Origin of the sequence: Pseudomonas sp. R84 (assembly GCF_009834515.1) — a bacterium.
GTDB lineage: Bacteria > Pseudomonadota > Gammaproteobacteria > Pseudomonadales > Pseudomonadaceae > Aquipseudomonas.
The window spans coordinates 3264680-3283348 of sequence record NZ_CP019426.1 but is presented as its reverse complement, the minus strand read 5'-3'; the positions used below and the strand labels follow the sequence as shown (position 1 = coordinate 3283348).

Annotated in this window: 19 protein-coding genes; 14 read left to right on the top strand and 5 right to left on the bottom strand. The window is 57.4% G+C overall.

The window, feature by feature from the left end; translation table 11 throughout:
• Window positions 1-72: 72 nt before the first annotated feature.
• Window positions 73-1428 (top strand): MFS transporter, encoded by a 1356-nt coding sequence (locus PspR84_RS14540; protein WP_160057808.1) that lies wholly within the window; start codon window positions 73-75, stop codon window positions 1426-1428.
• Window positions 1429-1443: 15 nt separating this feature from the next.
• Window positions 1444-1899, top strand: coding sequence for a type II 3-dehydroquinate dehydratase (locus PspR84_RS14535; RefSeq protein WP_160057807.1), 456 nt, complete (start codon window positions 1444-1446; stop codon window positions 1897-1899).
• Between the two features lie 18 nt (window positions 1900-1917).
• Here PspR84_RS14535 and PspR84_RS14530 read toward each other — a convergent pair whose 3' ends face one another.
• Window positions 1918-2832: a LysR substrate-binding domain-containing protein gene (locus PspR84_RS14530; RefSeq protein ID WP_160057806.1), complete on the bottom strand. Its 915-nt coding sequence runs from the start codon at window positions 2830-2832 to the stop codon at window positions 1918-1920.
• Window positions 2833-2917: 85 nt separating this feature from the next.
• On the opposite strand from PspR84_RS14530, the gene PspR84_RS14525 reads away from it, so the two are divergent.
• Complete coding sequence (locus PspR84_RS14525; RefSeq protein WP_160057805.1) at window positions 2918-3403, top strand: hypothetical protein; 486 nt, start codon at window positions 2918-2920, stop codon at window positions 3401-3403.
• Window positions 3404-3491: 88 nt separating this feature from the next.
• Here the strand turns inward: PspR84_RS14525 and PspR84_RS14520 are convergent, their stop codons facing one another.
• Window positions 3492-4658 carry an MFS transporter gene (locus tag PspR84_RS14520; RefSeq protein WP_123594619.1) on the bottom strand — a complete coding sequence of 389 codons (1167 nt, stop codon included), beginning with the start codon at window positions 4656-4658 and terminating at the stop codon, window positions 3492-3494.
• A gap of 94 nt (window positions 4659-4752) precedes the next feature.
• On the opposite strand from PspR84_RS14520, the gene PspR84_RS14515 reads away from it, so the two are divergent.
• From PspR84_RS14515 to PspR84_RS29645, 3 genes are all read left to right on the top strand, one after another.
• Window positions 4753-5658 (top strand): LysR family transcriptional regulator, encoded by a 906-nt coding sequence (locus PspR84_RS14515; RefSeq protein ID WP_160057804.1) that lies wholly within the window; start codon window positions 4753-4755, stop codon window positions 5656-5658.
• A gap of 86 nt (window positions 5659-5744) precedes the next feature.
• Window positions 5745-6305: a hypothetical protein gene (locus PspR84_RS29650; RefSeq protein WP_238785280.1), complete on the top strand. Its 561-nt coding sequence runs from the start codon at window positions 5745-5747 to the stop codon at window positions 6303-6305.
• 68 nt (window positions 6306-6373) lie between these two features.
• On the top strand, window positions 6374-6646 hold the full coding sequence (locus PspR84_RS29645; RefSeq protein WP_238785277.1) for a hypothetical protein: 273 nt from the start codon (window positions 6374-6376) through the stop codon (window positions 6644-6646).
• An 88-nt stretch (window positions 6647-6734) separates the two neighbouring features.
• Here PspR84_RS29645 and PspR84_RS14505 read toward each other — a convergent pair whose 3' ends face one another.
• The gene (locus PspR84_RS14505; RefSeq protein ID WP_160057803.1) at window positions 6735-7124 is read right to left on the bottom strand and encodes a helix-turn-helix domain-containing protein; all 390 of its coding nucleotides are present in this window, start codon (window positions 7122-7124) and stop codon (window positions 6735-6737) included.
• Between the two features lie 113 nt (window positions 7125-7237).
• On the opposite strand from PspR84_RS14505, the gene namA reads away from it, so the two are divergent.
• Both namA and PspR84_RS14495 read left to right on the top strand, forming a co-directional pair.
• Complete coding sequence (namA, locus tag PspR84_RS14500; protein ID WP_160057802.1) at window positions 7238-8278, top strand: NADPH dehydrogenase NamA; 1041 nt, start codon at window positions 7238-7240, stop codon at window positions 8276-8278.
• Between the two features lie 40 nt (window positions 8279-8318).
• A complete protein-coding gene (locus PspR84_RS14495; RefSeq protein ID WP_160057801.1) occupies window positions 8319-8702 on the top strand; it encodes a nuclear transport factor 2 family protein in 384 nt (127 codons plus the stop codon).
• 123 nt (window positions 8703-8825) lie between these two features.
• Here PspR84_RS14495 and PspR84_RS14490 read toward each other — a convergent pair whose 3' ends face one another.
• Complete coding sequence (locus PspR84_RS14490; protein WP_160060090.1) at window positions 8826-9836, bottom strand: NAD(P)-dependent alcohol dehydrogenase; 1011 nt, start codon at window positions 9834-9836, stop codon at window positions 8826-8828.
• 174 nt (window positions 9837-10010) lie between these two features.
• Here PspR84_RS14490 and PspR84_RS14485 point away from each other — a divergent pair, with 174 nt between their 5' ends.
• The gene (locus tag PspR84_RS14485; RefSeq protein WP_160057800.1) at window positions 10011-10955 is read left to right on the top strand and encodes a LysR family transcriptional regulator; all 945 of its coding nucleotides are present in this window, start codon (window positions 10011-10013) and stop codon (window positions 10953-10955) included.
• Here PspR84_RS14485 and PspR84_RS14480 read toward each other — a convergent pair.
• Window positions 10943-11920: an NAD-dependent epimerase gene (locus PspR84_RS14480; RefSeq protein WP_160057799.1), complete on the bottom strand. Its 978-nt coding sequence runs from the start codon at window positions 11918-11920 to the stop codon at window positions 10943-10945. The two genes, PspR84_RS14485 and PspR84_RS14480, sit on opposite strands and share 13 nt — an antisense overlap.
• A 603-nt stretch (window positions 11921-12523) precedes the next feature.
• Between PspR84_RS14480 and rfaH the strand changes: the two genes are divergently transcribed.
• From rfaH to PspR84_RS14455, 5 genes are all read left to right on the top strand, one after another.
• Window positions 12524-13060: a transcription/translation regulatory transformer protein RfaH gene (gene rfaH / locus PspR84_RS14475; RefSeq protein ID WP_160057798.1), complete on the top strand. Its 537-nt coding sequence runs from the start codon at window positions 12524-12526 to the stop codon at window positions 13058-13060.
• 37 nt (window positions 13061-13097) lie between these two features.
• The gene (locus PspR84_RS14470) at window positions 13098-14258 is read left to right on the top strand and encodes an outer membrane beta-barrel protein (protein ID WP_095118955.1); all 1161 of its coding nucleotides are present in this window, start codon (window positions 13098-13100) and stop codon (window positions 14256-14258) included.
• A gap of 12 nt (window positions 14259-14270) precedes the next feature.
• Window positions 14271-14804: a polysaccharide biosynthesis/export family protein gene (locus tag PspR84_RS14465; RefSeq protein ID WP_095118956.1), complete on the top strand. Its 534-nt coding sequence runs from the start codon at window positions 14271-14273 to the stop codon at window positions 14802-14804.
• A gap of 2 nt (window positions 14805-14806) precedes the next feature.
• Window positions 14807-17122, top strand: coding sequence for a GNVR domain-containing protein (locus tag PspR84_RS14460; RefSeq protein WP_160057797.1), 2316 nt, complete (start codon window positions 14807-14809; stop codon window positions 17120-17122).
• Between the two features lie 147 nt (window positions 17123-17269).
• Window positions 17270-18661: an undecaprenyl-phosphate glucose phosphotransferase gene (locus PspR84_RS14455; RefSeq protein WP_160057796.1), complete on the top strand. Its 1392-nt coding sequence runs from the start codon at window positions 17270-17272 to the stop codon at window positions 18659-18661.
• Window positions 18662-18669 lie beyond the last annotated feature (8 nt).

Below are 18669 nucleotides of genomic sequence, written 5' to 3'. Positions count from 1 at the left end.
TGCCCATTGCGTCGTTACTGCGCAGAACCGTCCGGGCATCCCGACACTATAAAAATAATGACGAGCACCCTTATGAGCACAATCAGTCACGAGACTCATGATTCGCGCATGCCTCGCAAAGCGGTGACCGCTGCGACGATCGGCACGGCCCTCGAATGGTTCGACTTCACGCTGTATGGCGCGATGTCTGCGACCATTTTGCCCAAGTTGTTTTTCCCCGCCATGGAACCAACCGCCGGCCTGCTCGCGTCTCTGGCAACGTTCGGTGCCGGCCTGGCCGCTCGGCCATTGGGCGCCATTACCTGTGGCTACCTGGGAGACAAACTTGGCCGCCGTAACCTGATGCTGGCCACCGTGACCATGATGGGGCTGGCTTCGATGCTCATGGGTTTGTTGCCCACCTACGCTCAGGTGGGCATCTGGGCGCCGATCCTGCTGGTGCTGCTGCGGATCATTCAGGGCTTTGCGCTGGGTGGCGAGTCCACCGGTGCGCAACTGATGGCGCTGGAACACGCCTCCCCCGATCGCCGCGGACGTTATTCCGGCATGCTCGGCTTGTGCTCACCGCTCAGCCAGATATTGGCCAACGGCGTGTTGATGGGTCTGGCGGCGACACTTTCAGGCGAGCAATTCGAAACCTTTGGCTGGCGAATTCCTTTCCTGATGAGCTTCGTGCTGGTCGTGGTGGCGATTTTCATTCGCCTGAAAATCGATGAGACCCCGGCTTTCGTGGCCTTGAAAAAGACTCCGGTCAAACAGGAAAAAAGCCCGCTCAAATCCGCGGTCGGCAGCCACTACAAAACCATCCTGCGCCTGATGCTGTTTTTCTGCTCGCCCGCTGCGCTGTTCTATCTGATCGTGATTTTTTCCCTCAGCTACCTGACCAAGCACCTGGGTTTCAGCCAATCGACGGGGTTCATGTCACTGATGGTGGCTAACGTCTGCGCGATTTTCGGTGCGCTGGCCGGCGGTTATCTGTCCGATCGCTGGGGCCGAAAAAAGGCATTGGCGCTGGGTTCATGCATGACCCTGCTGATCCTGTTCGTGTACTTCCCGATCCTCAACACGCTGAACGTTGCGGCGATCATGGCAATCATGGGGCTGTTTCTGGGCTTCACCCAATTCCAGAGCGGAATCCAGCCTGTGGCTTTCGCCGAGGCGTTCCCGACCCAGGTTCGCTATTCGGGTTCGGCACTGGCTTACACCGGCGCCAACCTGGTGATTGGTGGGCCGATACCGATGATCGCTGTATGGCTGATGAGCCAGTCGAACAACTCGCCGTGGCCGCTGGTGACCTTGTGCGCGGTCATCAACCTGATCTCCCTGGCGATGATTGTCATCGGCCCGGAAACCCGCGGCATTGACCTCAACGCCGTCGCCAGTGACGACACTCTCGACACCCGCGCCACCGCCCTTCTTTCCAAATAACGCAGCAGGACAACCATGAACCGCACCGTCTTCATCCTCAACGGCCCAAACCTCAACCTGCTGGGTCGCCGTGAGCCGCACATTTACGGCCACACCACACTCGAGCAGATCCGCCAACGCAGTGAAACACTGGCCGCGGAACTTGACCTGATCTGCGACTTTCGCCAGACCAACCACGAAGGCGTGATGGTCGACTGGATTCAGCAGGCGTTCGAGCAAGGTGCGGCCGTCATCATCAACCCGGCCGGACTGTCGTTCCACTCGATTCCGGTACTGGATGCGCTGAAGCTGCTCGACACACCGCTGATTGAACTGCACCTGTCGAACATCCATGCACGGGACGAACTGCACCGCCATTCGATCATGTCTGGGGTGGCCAATGCGGTAATTTGCGGCATGGGCGCCGACGGATATCCCCTCGCCATCCGCGCCGTCGATGACTTGTTGCGGCGTCAGGCAGGCGACCGCTAACCAGCCTTTGCCGGACAGTTAGTTGGCGGTCGTTTTCGTCTCTTGGCTTAAATTCAACAACCGGCGAAGCCTCGACCGAACCCTCATTGGTGGTGTATGCGCCGGCCCGGGCTTCGAAAGGAGGAAGAACCTCAGCGGACTTGGGCAGTTCAATGCATCCAACGCAACCAATTGTCCATTGAATGCCTCAAGAGAGTGAATCGCCGGATTCCAGAGTGCGATGCCCAACCCTGAGCGGGCGGCTTCGATTGCCTGGGCGTAATCACCCAGCACCCTGTCGGCGGGCCTGGAGGTCAGGCGTTTGCCGTGATGGCTCATCCACGCTCGCCACAATGTCGTATCGCCGGTGTGCAGCAGTGCAGTGTTCTGTATCAAGGACAACGGCTGTTCATTCATGGAGATGACGTCAGGTGATGCCACAGGGCAAAGCGATTCGTCGAATAACGGCTCTTCGTCACCATCATTCCATTGTCCGCGCCCGTACCTGATGGCCAGATCGACCTCGCCTGAGGAAAGGCTGGCATTCAGCGCAGAGGTGACCAGTTCGATACGCAGATCCTGAGGCGAGCCTTCCAGTTCGATCAAACGCGGGATCAACCAGAAACGCGCAAAGGATGCCGTCGTGGCCAATTTGACGACGGGCAACGTCTGGCCGCCGGGCCGCAGCTGTCGCGCTTGCTTAAGCTGATCGAAGGCATGAGCAACCTTGACCAGCGCGATTTGTCCCGTGGCCGTAACGGTGACACCGCGCGCATGCCGGTCGAACAAGGCGCATTGAAACCATTTTTCAGCCAATTCAACACGTCGGCTGATGGTCGCATGGGTAACCTCCAGTTCCTCCGCTGCTGCAGTGAAGGAGCCGGTTCTGGCGGCAGCAAGGGCAGCTTGCAGCGCTTCAAAGGGCGGGAGAATATCGTCTGAGCTGTACGTCATATGCACAGCTTATGGATAAGTTGCGCTATAGGTCAACAGCTCAAGGTTGCCTATGCTGCGCTGCCTTGTACATTGAGATAGCAGCATGTCGTCTTTCAAAGCGCTTATTTCGCTACTGATGCTCACCGCTCCAGCGCTGGGGCTGTGGGCGGGCAATTATTGTTACGCCGACTCCAGCGTACAAAGGCCCATCGTACGAGGTTACGAAGGGAATGGCGGCGTCACCGTTGAACTGGTCATGTCAGGCACGCCTGAAAACGAATGGGCATTGCTCAGGATTCGAGGAGTGGCAACGGAAACGGAGTCAGTAGTGCATCAAGCCAGTGTTCAACGCTCGCCGGTGTCGACGTCCTTCGTAGAAACTATCAACGGGGTTTCACGGACCATTTTTGAGGTGCGGATGCATCAGGGTTTTCTTCCGCGTCAAGATCAGGAGAACCATGTCCTGGGAGAAAGCGCTCGCCTGGAGCGCCTGAGTGATATCGGCAGTGAACTTCCGAGGTTCGAGTCAGAGCGTTATTCCACTCACGCGGCAGGCACTCAGGCGGTGATATCCGCAAGCCGTCCTTGAGGAGGCCGTTTGCTGCCTTGCGCGACTGGCAGAAAACGGCCCAAAGCTGTTGGTACATTCAGTCACCGGTGGAGTTAACTGTACGCAGTCACACCACGGCGGCTTCAATCGTTCTGGAACGCCACGCAAACCCCAACACCATCAGCAACCCCAGGCCCGCCATTGCGGCGCCGGCGAGGGAGATCGCCGGATAACCCAGCCCGCTGCTGATCACCGCGCCGCCCAGCGCTGCGCCAATCGCATTGCCGAAGTTGAAGGCGCCGATGTTCACCGCCGAGGCCAGATTGGGCGCGTCCTTGGCCGCTTCCATGACGCGCATCTGTAGCGGCGGCACGAGGGCGAAGCTGGCGATACCCCAGATCAGGATGGCCACGGCGGCCGGCAGCGGCCAGCGCATCAGTACGGTAAACGCCAACAAGACCACAATCAGCACGCTCAGCGAGACGATCAGAGTGCGATCTATCGAGCGGTCAGCGGCCTTGCCGCCCCACATGTTGCCCAGCGTCAAACCGACACCGTAAAGCATCAGCATGGCGGTGATGAAGGCGGTGGACGCATGGGTCTCGCTGCTGAGAATCGGCGCGATGTAGGTGAAAACGGTGAACATGGCACTTGAACCGACGACGGTCAGGGCCAGCGCGGCCAGCACCGGGCCGCGCCCCAATACGCGGATTTCCGCCATGACACCGACGCTTTGCGGCGCCCGCACGTTGGGCAGAGCGAACCACAACGCGGCCATGGTCACCACGCCGAGGCCGGTAATCCCCCAGAAAGCCGTGCGCCAACCGAACAGTTCGCCAAACCAGGCGGCCAGCGGCACACCGCCGATGGTCGCCAGGGTCAGGCCCATGAACATCGCCGCAACCGCCCCGGCACGTTTTTCCGGGGCGACCAGGGTGGCGGCGACAACTGAGCCAACGCCAAAGAAGGCTCCGTGGTTCAGTGACGTCACCACCCTGGCGACCATGAGGCTGTAGTAATCGGTGGCCAGGGCAGACATCAGATTACCCAGAGTGAAAATCGCCATAAGCCCGATCAGCAAATAACGCCGGGGAATCTTGCCGGTGGTCAGGGTCATCAGTGGTGCGCCGAGCAATACGCCCAGCGCATAAGCACTGACCAGCAAACCGGCAGCGGGAATGGAAACGCCCAGATCCGCAGCGATACCCGGCAACATGCCCATGGGGGCGAATTCTGTGACGCCGATGCCGAAGGCACCGATGGCGAGTGCGACAAGTGGTGGATTGATACGCATGGAAAGCTCCTTATCTATGCCGCCAATGCTACGATCCTGTCTTTTCAGGCGGTAGATAGCATTTTTGGCAATCACCTTTGCGTAGGAGGCACAAGTGGATTTCAACGGCAGGTCAGGTGAAATGAGCGTGTTCACCACCGTGGCGCAGGAAGGTAGCCTGTCGGCCGCCGCGCGTGCGCTGGGCCTGACGCCCTCGGCCGTCAGTCGGATCATCGCGCGCACCGAGCAGCGGCTTGGCACCCGCCTGCTGTTGCGCACCACCCGAGCGATCACCTTCACCGCCGAGGGCGAGGCGTTCCTGCGCGGCGCTCGACGTATCCTCGCCGACATGGACGAGGTAGAAGAAGCCATCGCCGATCAGGGCGTGCCCAAGGGGCGTTTGCGCGTCAGTGCCGCCCTTGGCCATGGACGCTTGGCCATTGTTCCGTTGGTCGCAGCCTTCAGCGCGCGTTACCCGAACATCGTCGTCGACCTCACCCTCGGCGACGAAGTGGTCGACATTCTTGGCGGGCAGGCCGACGTCGCAGTGCGCTTTGGCCATCTGCCCGACAGCCCGCTAACCGCACGCAGGATCGGCACCACCGGCCAGGTCGTGGTGGCATCGCCCGAGTATCTGCAGCGTCACGGCGTCCCGCAGGAACCGGAGGACCTGCTGCAGCACAACTGCCTGCGCTTCAATTTCAAGCGTGCCGAACCCAACTGGCCATTTATCCGCGATGGCAAAGCGTTTTCCCTGAAGGTCAGCGGTAACATCGAATGCAGCAGTGGTGAAGCGCTGGCACAACTCGCGCGAGTGGGCGCCGGTATTGCCCGTATCGGCGCGTTCAGCGTGAGCGAGGATCTGCAGCGCGGCGATCTGATTGCGCTGTTGGAAGCGTGGAACCCGGGGGATCAGGAGCCGATTCATGCGGTGTTCGTCGGCGGCGCGGCAATGCCAGCACGGGTGCGATTATTCGTCGACTTCTTGCTGGAGCATCACCGGATGTCAGCGCAGGTATAAGCTGATATTTGCGCAGTTGTATTGCGGACAATTCGGCGCGTGTGAATGACCTCCCAAACACAAGGTGCGAGCAAGGAAGCCACCCATTGAGTACATTTCGAAAGTATCTTTGCCTGGACTTGTTACTTTGGATCTACCTCGGTTGTTGGAATACCACGCTACCTCTGATCATCTTGCAGCGAGGAAGCCTGCTGGAGCTGGCCGCATACGAAACAGCGCTCGCGCTCGCGGCGATCATTTCAATGTTGTGCCTGGCGCCGCGTGTTGAGTCGATGCGCCGCAGTACGGCGCTTAAGGTCGGCTGTTTTGCGGTATTGATAGCTAGCGTATTGCGATACTTTTTTGCCGCAAACTGGTATTCGCTTGATGCGCTGATACTGATCGATGTGATCGGCGCATCAGCTTTTGGAATGATCCAGCCTCTCTTGGGCATCTATCCTGCGGAAACCGTTGATAAACATCCTGCGGACGCTGCTTTTCGCGTCCGGCGCATCGTTGTTACTGTCGCCAGGGTTGCGGGGCCTTTGTTGGCGGGTATTGTGATAACGGTTTCTTCACTGGAAATCTCGCTGCTATTTGTGTCGTTGCTCGGACTCGTCATTTTGCACTCTGTGCAGCGACACAAGCCGACGAAATCTGGCTGTTGAGTGCTTGCCTGTTTTTCGCCGGGGCGGCGAGTGCATGTATTACGATGGTCGGAATGGACAAGAGACTCATGTCGATCCCCTCCGGCGTCCGCGTACGACTGATGGCATCCACATTAGTGATCAGTCAACTGGGAAGCTCGGTTTCATTCATGATGACGGGCGCCATCATGTCCCAATCCGGCGCAACCAGTTTGATGTGGCTTTATCTCGGGGTATTTCTGATTATCGTCATGTATTCCATGGGATCAAAAAAGGTATGGCACTTCCTGGAAGATGACGCTGAGTCAGAGTTGTATTACGCAAACAACCATCCAAAACTGGCTGCGATCATGAGTTCATGAAGTGCGCTTGAGACATTACTCAGCGAACCCAAAGTGGGCACCAAACTTTGAATTGATCACTCCCGCCATCTCTCAACATCGCCATGACTCACGCCAGAGATTGCAGTTTGTCATCACAGACAGCAGAGCGCCTGAGCTCCAGGATCGTGCGTTCATGCACTGCTCCCCACTCTCGCATCGCACTCACCAATGGCGCGAGTGAGTGACCTAACGCTGTAAGCGAATACTCCACTTTGGGTGGCACCTCGCGATAGATTTCGCGATGAATCACCCCGTCAGTCTCCAGTTCTCTCAGCTGGAGTGTGAGCATTCTCTGCGTGATATCTGGAATTAGCCGACGCAGCTCGTTGAAGCGCTTCGTGCCTGACATCAGGTGAAAAAGTATGAGCGATTTCCATTTTCCACCAATGACATCGACAGTGAACGCCACGGGGCACGCGAAAGCCTCGATTTCGTCTTGAGGGTTACATTTTTTCACTGTTATCACCTAGGTATAAAAAGTGTGCCTACCGCACAAAATTGTGCGTACTTACGTCAATGTGCTGCAAAAGTTAGCATGGATTCCATATTCACCACTATGGAATCGGACAGATGAGTTTGTTGTTATCACCCTATGAAATTAAGGGCCTCACCCTCAAAAACCGGGTCGTCATGTCCCCTATGTGCATGCATATGGCGGCGGATGACGGTTTCGTCACTGACTGGCACCGCGTTCATTACGGCGCTCGTGCTCTGGGTCAGGCGGCGCTGATTTTTCCCGAAACGCTGGCCATTCAGGCTGACGGTCGTATTGGAGCCGGTGACCTTGGCATCTGGAGCGATGAGCACGTTGTCGGCTTGAAGGCGCTAACAGAGTTGCTTCACGGCTTTGGTGCAAAAGCCGGCGCTCAGATCGGCCATGCGGGTCGCAATGCTGACCTGCCCGGTCTGATTCACATCGCGCCGTCGGCGATTCCATTCACGGAAACCAGCCCTGTTCCTCGCGAACTTGCGGCTGACGAGATTCCGGGGCTGGTTAAACTTTTTGGCGATGCCGCACGGCGTGCCAGCGACGCTGGATTCGATGTGCTAGAGATCCATGCCGCGCACGGCTACCTATTGAGTGAGTTCCTCTCCCCGCTGGCCAACAACCGTGATGATGAATATGGCGGTGATGCCAAGCGTCGTTACCGCTTCCTGCGCGAGGTACTGGAAGAGGTCAAAACTCATTGGGGGGATCGCCCTCTATTTGTTCGCATCTCGAGTTCTGATTACGCCGAAGGCGGAAACACGCCCGAGTCGTTTCTCGAATACGGTCGCTGGATGAAAGAACAGGGAGTTGACTTGATCGACTGCAGCTCAGGTGGGATCAAGATGGTGAAGGTCGAGACCTACCCAGGTTATCAAGTACCGGCCGCTGAATTACTCCGCAAGGAGTTGCATATTGCGACAGGCGCAGTGGGTGTGATCCAGAGTGGGCGTCAGGCGGAAGAAATCTTGCAGAACGGCCGAGCTGATCTGGTGTTTGTCGGGCGGCAAATGCTCCGAGATCCATTCTGGGTTCGCACCGCTGCAGATGATCTTGGAGAAATCATTGAAATTCCTGCCGCCTACACACGATACGGATCTGTCTGGCTTGATACCAAAGCCTGATGCCTTCGTTGCACTAATCCTATGAAGCAGGAGCAAGCACATGAGCAAACCGACTTACGTGGAAGAATACCAAGCCATTACCGGGGTACTTAACAAGTACATTGAGGGCTGCAAGCAGGCCAAAAGCAGCATCATGAAGCCAGCGTTCAGTGAGCAAGCAACCATGTTCAGCGTCGATAGCGACGGTAAGCTGGCTGGGGGGGCGATTTCAATACTGTTCGAAGGGATCGACAAGGGTTTCCGCCCTTCTCCTGACGCACCGGCAGCTATCGTCCGCGTCGAAGTCGTCGGTACGGCGGCTAGCGCTCGCATTGACGCCAACGACATGTCAGGTATCTCTTTCACTGACTTTTTTCATCTGCTGAAAGTTGATGGAAAGTGGACTGTGATCAGCAAGATTTTTCAAACGCATGCAGCGCCTTGATGACTTGCGCCGTCCGGCGGCTTAGTTTTCCACTCTCCCTGCTTATGCGTTGACATTAGGATCTGCGGGAGAATCAGCTGCGATGGGCGAGAAAAAAGGCGCCAAATTGGCGCCTTTACGTTATTAAGCGACTTTGATCACAACCTTGCCAAATGCTCCCCTCGCGAGATGCTCGTAAGCTTCTCGTGCTTTCTCGAACGGATATACCTGATCGATCACGGGACGGATCTTGTGCTCGTTGAGGAAAGCGTTCATCCGGTCGAATGATGAGCGCGGCGCCACGGCGATTCCGCGAATGGTCGTCTGGCGGAAAATGAGGGGCATCAGATTCAGTTCGACAGTTTGCCCTGTCAGAAAGCCGATCTGTGCAATACGCCCCGATGCTTTGGTTGCTGCGACCGATTGATTGATACCACTGCCACCGGCGACATCGAGTAGCAGATCCACACCCTTGCCGTCGGTTAGCTTGAGCACCTCGTCCGCCCACTTCGGGGTGGTTCGGTAGTTGATGCCAGCCACGGCCCCCAGCCCCGTCACGGTTTGCAGATTCTGGTCGCTGCTCGATGTTGCGATGACCTTTGCGCCAAGTGCAGTAGCAATCTGCACGGCAAATATCGATACCCCTCCAGTGCCTTGAACCAATACGGTTTGCCCCGGCTGGATCTGTCCAAAGTCCACCAGCGAATACCAGGCTGTGAGCGCAGCAATAGGCAGTGTTGCCGCCTCCTCGTCGCTCATGTTGTCGGGGGCACCGACGGCGCTGTCTTCATGGATGATCATGTATTCGGCCAGACCGCCTGGCAACGGCGAACCGAAGCAATAATCGGGTTCGTTCGGCCCTGGCTCACCATCCAGCCAGCGTGAATAAAGGTGGGAGTTGACGCGATCACCGACTTTAAAACGCGTGACGTTGTCACCAATCGCGACCACCGTGCCGGCTGCATCGCTTACGGGAATCAGCGGTTTGGGCACCATGTGCGGTTCATAAATGCCGTCGACGATAGCCTTGTCGCGAAAGTTGAGCGAGACAGCACCGACTTTCACCAGTAACTCGCCAGCCCTGGGTTGCGGGGTCGCTACCTCTCCCAATTGCAGGTTGTCGAGTCCGAAATCTTTCAATAACCAGGCTTTCATTGCGAATCTCCAATTACACATCAATGGCCACGAACCAGAGCCGGTTCCGCCTTGGGTGCATTTTTCGCTGTTGATGGCGCGCAATAAATGCGTGGAAAAAGACATGATTGTTCTATTCTTGGATAACAATCATGCTCAACCTCTTGATTCAATCGGGGTTCACGGGAAAGCGTCATGGAATTGCTTCAATCAATGCGCCTGTTCGCCAGGCTTGCCGAACTTGGCAGCTTCACCAAAGCCGCCGAATCGCTAGACATTGGCCGACCTCAGGTCACTCGGTATATCCAGGAACTGGAAACGTCATTGGGCGTGCGTTTGTTCCAGCGCACCACGCGAAAGGTGGCACTCACCGCCGAGGGCGAGAGGTTCTATGAACGGGTACAGGAAATTCTGGCGGGTATTTCTGCTGCGACCTCAATGTTTGATCGATCCGGAGTCACGCTCACTGGCCGGCTTCGCGTCGATATTCCAAGCGCCTTCGCGCAAATGAAATTCATCAATAGCCTTAAAGAATTCACCGTCTCCTACCCAGGCATCAACATGATTCTGGGCGTGACTGATCGGGCCGTCGACTTGATCGGCGAAGGCGTCGACTGTGCGTTGCGTATCGGCGATCTACCAGATTCGAGCTTGATCGCTCGCCCTGTCGCGATGGCGACGATGGTGACGTGTGCCGCGCCCGAGTATTTGAACGAGCATGGCGAACCCAAGACACTCGACGATCTGGCCTCCCATCGAGGCGTCAACTTCTTGTCCGGTCAGAGCAACAGAACATTGCCCTGGCATTTTTCGCTAAAAGGTCAGGATCGATCCTTTGTGCCTGATGCCGGCATCACCGTCACCGAGTCGAATGCGTACGTCCAGTGTGGCGTGTCGGGCTTCGGAATAATCCAGGCGCCCGGGATCGCCGTGGCCGACCATTTGGAAAGTCGCGGTTTGGTTGAGATTCTAAAGCCCTATCGGCCAGCCCCTCGCCCTGTGTCGTTGGTATACCCGAGCCGGACTCATCTGGCACCGCAGGTTCAAGCTTTTATCGAGTGGCTGCAAGAGCGTTTTCCGCAGCTTGATTCTGACTGGCTGGAACGTGCTATCCACGACCCGATCACTCATACCCGATAATACTCGCGATACCAGCGTACAAACTGCTGCACACCGGCTTCAACCTCCACCTGCGGCGAAAACCCGATCCAGTCTGCCAGCGCCGAAACATCCGCCCAGGTCTTGATGACATCGCCTGCCTGCATCGGCAACAAATTGCGCTGAGCTTTTATGCCCAATGCCGTCTCCAGGCAGTCGACAAAATCCAGCAGCGCTATCGGCCTGCCCCGCCCCAGATTGAAAATCCGGTGGCAACCCTTGGCGTCTTTGTCCGGCATCGGCGGCTTCGGGCACAGGCGGAAGATGCTTTCGACAACGTCATCGACGTAGGTAAAGTCCCGCGCCATCTGGCCCTGGTTGTAGATATCAATCGGCCGCCCCTGCAGGATCGCCTCGGTGAACTTGAACAGCGCCATGTCCGGTCGACCCCATGGCCCATAGACGGTAAAAAACCGCAGCCCGCTGGCCTTGAGGCCGTAGAGATGGCAGTAACTGTCGGCAAGCAATTCATTGGCGCGTTTGGTGGCGGCATACAGCGACACCGGATGTTCGACCGGGTCATCAACGCTGTATGGCAGCTTGCTGTTGGCGCCGTACACCGAACTGCTGGACGCGTAGATCAGATGCGCGGGCGGATAGTGGCGGCAGGCTTCCAGCACATTGAGAAAGCCCAACAGATTCGACTGCGCATAGGCATCCGGGTTGTCGAGCGAATAGCGCACACCCGCTTGAGCAGCCAAATGCACAACCTCGGTGAATCCCTGCTCTTCGAACAGCGTCATCAACGCTGGCTTATCGACAATGTCCATGGTCTGAAAATGGAAGCCGCGCAGGTCGCTCAGTTGCTTGAGGCGCGCCTGTTTGAGTTCCACGCTGTAATAATCGTTGAGGTTGTCGATGCCGATTACTTGATGGCCTTGCAATATCAATCGTTTGACCGTGTGATATCCGATAAAGCCTGCAGCACCTGTAACAAGAACGGACATATTCGCCTCTCCAGTCAAGTCGCCAAGGCGATTAGTTATAGCGTTGGCCGAGTTACCGCGTCCAGACTTTATAACTACCCAAACTATAGCGATTAGTGCCTGATCTAAATAGCGAGCCACGACTCTGAAGTGACAGTAAAGTTTCTAGCCTTCCGACAAAAGGATGACGCCTTAAAAAACAATAACCTGCGCGCGAGTGCCATCACTAGCGGATAAATGGCGTGTTTTTTGACTGGGAACGTTTGACAGACCACAAAGACTGGCCGATAACTACCAAGGTTAATTTTTACAGGGCGCGAGCAACTTTTACTCGCGCCCTGTCGTTTCAGAGACAACTACTTAGTTACCTATCGTTAGAGCTGCATGAGCAGACCGTGCGGTAGCTTTGTCTCCTGAAAAGTTAAGCCGCGGCATATGCCCTATGCGCCGCACAATATAGCGTCACGCCCCAGTTAAACGCACCTTAATGAAACGCTGTATGATTCAAGATTGAAACACCTCAGTGTTAATAAAATAAGAACAGACTTTCGCCCCTTGCCCTTACTTAGCCCTCGATAGAGCTTCTGCCTGCATAAACTTTCGATCATTACAGAGTTTACCAGCATGCCAGTTATCAGCTCCGAACGTCCCTTTTGGTACCTTTTGCAATGCAAGCCACGTCAGGATGAGCGCGCTCACCTGAACCTGCTCCAACAGGATTACGTGGTATTCCATCCCCAACTACTCAGTGAACGCATCATTCGCGGGAAACGACAGCGAGTGCGCGAATCGCTGTTCCCCGGGTATCTGTTTATCCAACTCAGTCGTAACGACAATTGGGGACCCTTGCGTTCTACACGCGGGGTCAGTCGTATCGTCGAATTCAATCACGGGCCTGCGACGGTGGCAGAGCATGTCATCGAGCACCTGCGTGTGCGCTGTATCGAATCATCCCTGGCGGAGCCGGATCAGGCCCTGAAACCAGGGCAGAACCTGCAGATCGTCAGCGGCCCGCTGGCTCCCTTGGAGGGCGTGTTTCTCGGCTTGCACGGCAACGACCGGGTGATGGTCCTCTTGCAGTTTCTGAATCGCGAACAATCCGTTTGCTTGCCACTCAGCGTGATCGAACGTCAACAACCCAACGTTCAGAACTATCACTAACCCTTTGCCTTATAAGCCTTTGCTCAGGAGCTATAACATGGCTTTGAAGTCACGATGCCCTGTCGCACTGCTGATGGCCTCTCTCTATCCTGGAATGGCCTGGAGTATCGATCCGCAAGCCATTAATGTTTACGGATTCGATTTCACACCATCCTTTTTGTTTTCAGAAAGTTATGACGATAACTTTCGCGAAGTGGAAAACAGTAAACAGTCATCGATGGTCACCAAACTGGCGCCGACCTTCGAGCTCAAGGCCGAAGATCGCAACAGCGCCACTCGACTGATCTGGCAGCCCACGCGTTATATCTATCACGACGATTCCGATGCCTCGAACACCGCCCAGCGCGTGCGTGCCGACAGCATCATGGAGTTCACCGACCGCCATCGTCTCAAACTCGACGCCGAATACCGTAAATGGGAGCGCACCGAGTCGACGGCAGTCGAGGGCATCAACGACAAGCTCAACAATAAACGCGTGGGCGGTCTCTACACCTTCGGCGCTAAAAGTGCCGACAACCAAATCGATGTCGGCGCCAGTTACGCGCAACTTCGCTACGACAATGCCGACGGCATCAACGACGACAAGGAACGCAATACCACCGCCCTCACCAGCACCTGGTACCACCGCATCGGCAGTAACACCCGCGGCCTGCTGGAATATGACCACACCGACTTTGATTACCAACAGGCCAACAGCCCGCGCAGCAGTAAATCCGATGCGGTACTGGCCGGCGCCGTGTGGGACTTCACCGCACGTACGACGGGCAAAGTGCGCCTCGGTTATGAGCGCAAGAACTTCGACAACAGCGAATCCAAAGACCTCAACAACCCGACCTGGCAAGTGGACTTGCAATGGAAACCGCGAACCTATTCGACGTTTACCTTTGTCGCCCGTCAGGCCCTCGCCGAAGGCGACGATGGCGCTGATGCCGTGAAGTCGACGTTCACTCAGGTCGGTTGGCGCCACGGCTGGACCGAACGCATCACCACCGTGGCACAAGCCGGGTTTGGCCGTTATGTCTACGAAGGCCAAAGCCGTACCGACGATCTCCAGGACTACAACCTGGCCGTGGTGTACGCGATGCGCCGCTGGCTGGATATCGAACTGGGTTATCGGTACCGCGACAACGATTCCGATGCCGACAATGAAAGCTTCACCCGCAACGTGTTCCAGATCAGTTTCAACGTCAGCCTTTAAGAGGGTCTCGACATGAACACACGCACACTCGTCTTGCTGTTCGCCCTGTGTTTTGTACCCCATACCTTTGCCGCAGACCCCAGCACCCAATACAAACTGGCCGCTGGCGATGTCTTGCGCATCATCGTCTTCGGTGAGCCGGAATTGAGCCTGAAAAAGATCCGTCTCAGTGATGCCGGCACTTTTTCCTACCCTTTTCTCGGTGAGATCTCCGCCAAGGGGCTGACCCCCGGCCAAGTCGAAAAAATCATCGTCGACGGGCTGAAGCAGGGTTACCTGATCGACCCGAAAGTCAGCCTCAGCCAGATCGAATACCGGTCTTTCTACATCAACGGCGAAGTGAAGAAACCCGGCAGCTACCCGTTCGTGCCCGGTCTGACTCTGGAGAAAGCCATCGCCTTGGGCGGTGGCCTGACCGAGCGGGCCTCGATCAAGCGCGTGACCATTTTGCGCGGCGATGGTGGCGCGACCCTCACCGATGACGTGACGCGCAACACCACGATTGCCCCCGGCGACACCATTTCCATTGCACAAGGCTTTTTCTAATCATGGACAACAGCCCTAGCACCTACGTCGAACGTCCTTTGCAAGCGCATCTGCATCAGCAGTACAGCGAAGACAAGGACACCCTTGACCTGTTAAAGCTCTGGAGAGTGATCTGGCGCGCCAAATGGAGCATCGCCTGGCTGGTGCTGGCGAGCGCTGCGCTGGCCGCGATTGTGGTCTCGAACATCACGCCGCAATACATCGGCAGCACTACCTTGCTGTTCAACGATAAAACCCCGCCGCTGATGTCGTTCCAGCAAGTCAAGGATTCCGGCGGCAACGCCACGGATTACTTGCAGACTCAGCAGGCACTCCTGCAATCGCGCGATCTTGCCGAACGCGCAGTGAAAAAACTCGGCCTGACCACCCACCCGGTCACCGACCCGCGCCAACAAGCAAAGCCCTGGTTCACACCGCGCCAGTGGCTGGCGGATCTCGACCTTGATCAATGGATCCCGGAGCTGAGCCGGGTGATGCCGCTGACCAACAAAGAGCAGCCCACTGAAGAAGATGTTTTCAATCAGGTCACGCAGAACCTCATGCTGCACACCAGCGTCAAGTTCGTCGGCAAGAGCCAGTTGCTCGAAATCGAGGTCGAGTTGCCCGATCCGGCTCTCGCAGCCGCAGCGGCCAATGCGTTGGCCCAAGGCTTCACCGACAGCCAGCTCGACACCAGCGAAAAGTCCTCGCAAACCACCACAGCCTGGATGAACACACGGCTGGTGAAGTTGCGCGACAACTTGCGCGTCGCCGAGAAAAAGCTTCAGGGCTACCGCGAAGAACAAGGTCTGGTGGACGTTGGCGGCGTTGCCACCATCAGTGCCAACGAACTGGAAATGACCGGCAATCGCATGGTCGACGCCCGGCGCAACCGCGCTGAAGCCGAGAGTGAGTACCGCCAGGCGAAGGCTTTGGGCAACGGTGATCTGAGCCGACTGTCCAGCGTGCCTGCGGTGCTGAGCAATCCCTTGGTGCAGAAATTCCAGGCCGACCGCGCTGTGGCGCAAGCCAAGGTGGATGAACTGGCGGGCCGCTATGGGCCAAAACACCCGAGCCTGCTTTCTGCGCAGACCGAATTGCGCACCGCCACCACCAGTCTGCAATTGCAGGTGCAGCAAGTGGTCGCCGGTATTGAGCGGCAATACCAACTCGCTACCGCCAGTGAAGCCTCGCTGCGTCAGTCGTTCAACAGCAACAAGGCGCAAATCCAGGACATTGCGCGCAAAGAGTTCCAGTTGCGCGAGTTCCAGCGTGAGGTCGACAGCTCCCGCGCGCTGTATGAAACCTTCGTCACCCGCTTGAAAGAAACCACCGCCACCGCCGACATGGACTCGACCAAGGTGCGCATCGTCGACCCAGCCATTGTCCCGGTCGATGCGAGCAAACCGCGTAAAACCCTGATTGTCGCGATCGTCGGGTTGATCGCTGCGGTGATCGGCGTTGCCTTGGCGCTGCTCTTCGACAGCCTGAGCAATACCTTCAAAACCGATGAGTCGATCGAAAACGCGCTGAACATTCCATTGCTCAGTGTCGTACCACTGGTGACGAAGAAAACCCGTCGGCAACTGGCGCGCTTGTTCGAGGATAACGACAACCCGCGCTTTTCCGAGACCATTCGCAACCTGCGCACCTGGTTGATGTTGCAAAGCAGCGAAATGCCCTCGCAGGTGGTGCTGGTGACATCGACCGTTGCCGGTGAGGGTAAAAGCACCATTGCCAACAATCTGGCCAGCTCGCTGACGTCACTCGAACGAGTGCTGTTGATCGATGCCGACATGCGTCAGCCAACCCTGTCGCTGAACTTCGATTTCCCACCGGACAGCCCGGGGCTGGCGAATGTCATTGCCGGCACCGCCAGACTTGAAGACTGTATTGTTTCGGTGGGCAATCTGGACATGTTGCCGGCCGGCAAGGTCCTGCCGTCACCGCTGGACATGTTCGCCGCCCCGCGCCTGCCATCCCCGGCCGATACGCTCAATCCGTTACAGCCACCGCCGCAGGATCTGCTCAGCTCACCGCGCATGGCGCGCATGCTTGAGGCGCTGAGGTCGCGTTATCGCCACATCATTATTGACTCCCCTCCTGCGGAGATGATCAGCGACGCGCTGTTGCTGGCGCGGCATTCGGATGCCGTGATCTATGTGGTCAAGGCCGACAGCACGCCGATCAGCCAGGTGCAGCGCGGCTTGGCCGTGTTGCAGCAGAGCCATGTGCCGGTGTTTGGCACCGTGCTCAATCAGGTCGACCTGCGCAAGGCGCGCAAGTACGGCTATCACCACTCCCGGGCGTTCTATAACTACGATTTCGCGCCCAGGTAACACCAGGCGAATACGCCAACCGCTACGCCCCCTTCTGCCCACGCACAACCCGCTTCACCTCTGCCGAGCTACGGAATAGCCATCGGGCGACACGTCCTGTCCGTTCGATTAGCGCTGATGCATGACTGCTGCCTTGAGGTTAAGCCCATGACGCCGCTCTATACCGCTCACCTGACGCATCGCCGAGGCCTGACCTTCTGGGGCCAGTGGCTGTGTGCACTGTCGCTGACCACCGTATTGCTGATGTTGCTGGTGCATTGGCGCGTCGGCAGTCTGAACAGCGAATACCGCATCCTGATCATTCTCGCCGTGCTCGGCTCGGTGCCGATCTACAGCGTGATGCAGGTTTACCACAAGCGCCATGGCCTGTTGGTCGGCCTGGGCCGATTGCTCGCAGCGTGGCTGATTCTGCTGGCCGTGCTGGCGGCGATTGCCTTCATTACCCAGACCAGCGCGATCTACTCGCGGCAAGTGATCATGGTCTGGGCGGTGCTGGGTTTCGTCGTCCAGGCTTTGAGCTTTCTGCCCTTGCATTATCTGGCCCGATTGCACTCGCGCAGGGTCTGCAAAGAGCGCCGTTCGGTGATCATCGGTACCTGCCCGACGGCCCATGAGCTGGCGAAAAAACTCTCGCGACCGAACCGCGCGCTGGTGCTGGGTTTCATCGCCGCCGCCGACAATAGCGGCCCGGCCCCGAGCATTCTGCCGCTGCTCGGCCACGTTGCCGCGATCCGCGAAATCATCACGCGTCTGGAAGTGCGCCGCGTCTACATCGTGCTGACCATGACGCACGCCGCGACCATCGAAGCGCTGTACATCGACCTCTTGGACATGAATGTCGACGTGGTGTGGATTCCGGATTTCGGCAGCATGGTGCTGCTCAACCATTCGATCTCGGAAATCGAGCGAATGCCGGCGATCTACCTCAATGAAAGCCTGATCAGCTCGCACCCGGCGAGTCTGTTTTGCAAGGACCTGTTCGAGCGCAGCCTGGCTGCGCTGGCGATTGCTCTGCTCAGTCCCTTGCTGCTGGCGGTGGCTGTCGCCGTCAAGCTCACCTCCGCAGGCCCGGTGCTGTTCAAGCAGGCCCGCCACGGGTGCAACGGTGAAGTGATCAAGGTCTGGAAGTTTCGTTCGATGCACGTCCACGACGATCGCGAGGTGCGCCAGGCCACCCGTGACGATGCGCGTCTTACGCCGATCGGCGGCTTCCTGCGCCGCAGTTCCATCGACGAATTGCCGCAGCTGTTCAATGTCGTCTCCGGGCAGATGGCCCTGGTCGGCCCGCGCCCGCACGCCGTCACCCACAACATTTATTACACCGGCAAGGTGCGCGCCTACATGGCCCGCCATCGCCTCAAGCCGGGCATCACCGGCCTCGCTCAGATCACCGGGCATCGCGGCGAAACCGAGACCGTGGAAAAGATGCAGCTGCGCGTCGCCCAGGACCTCAACTACATCAACCAATGGTCGCTGTGGCTCGACATCAAAATCCTCATCAAGACGCCCTTCACGCTGTTCTCGAAAAACATCTACTGACCCCTGCC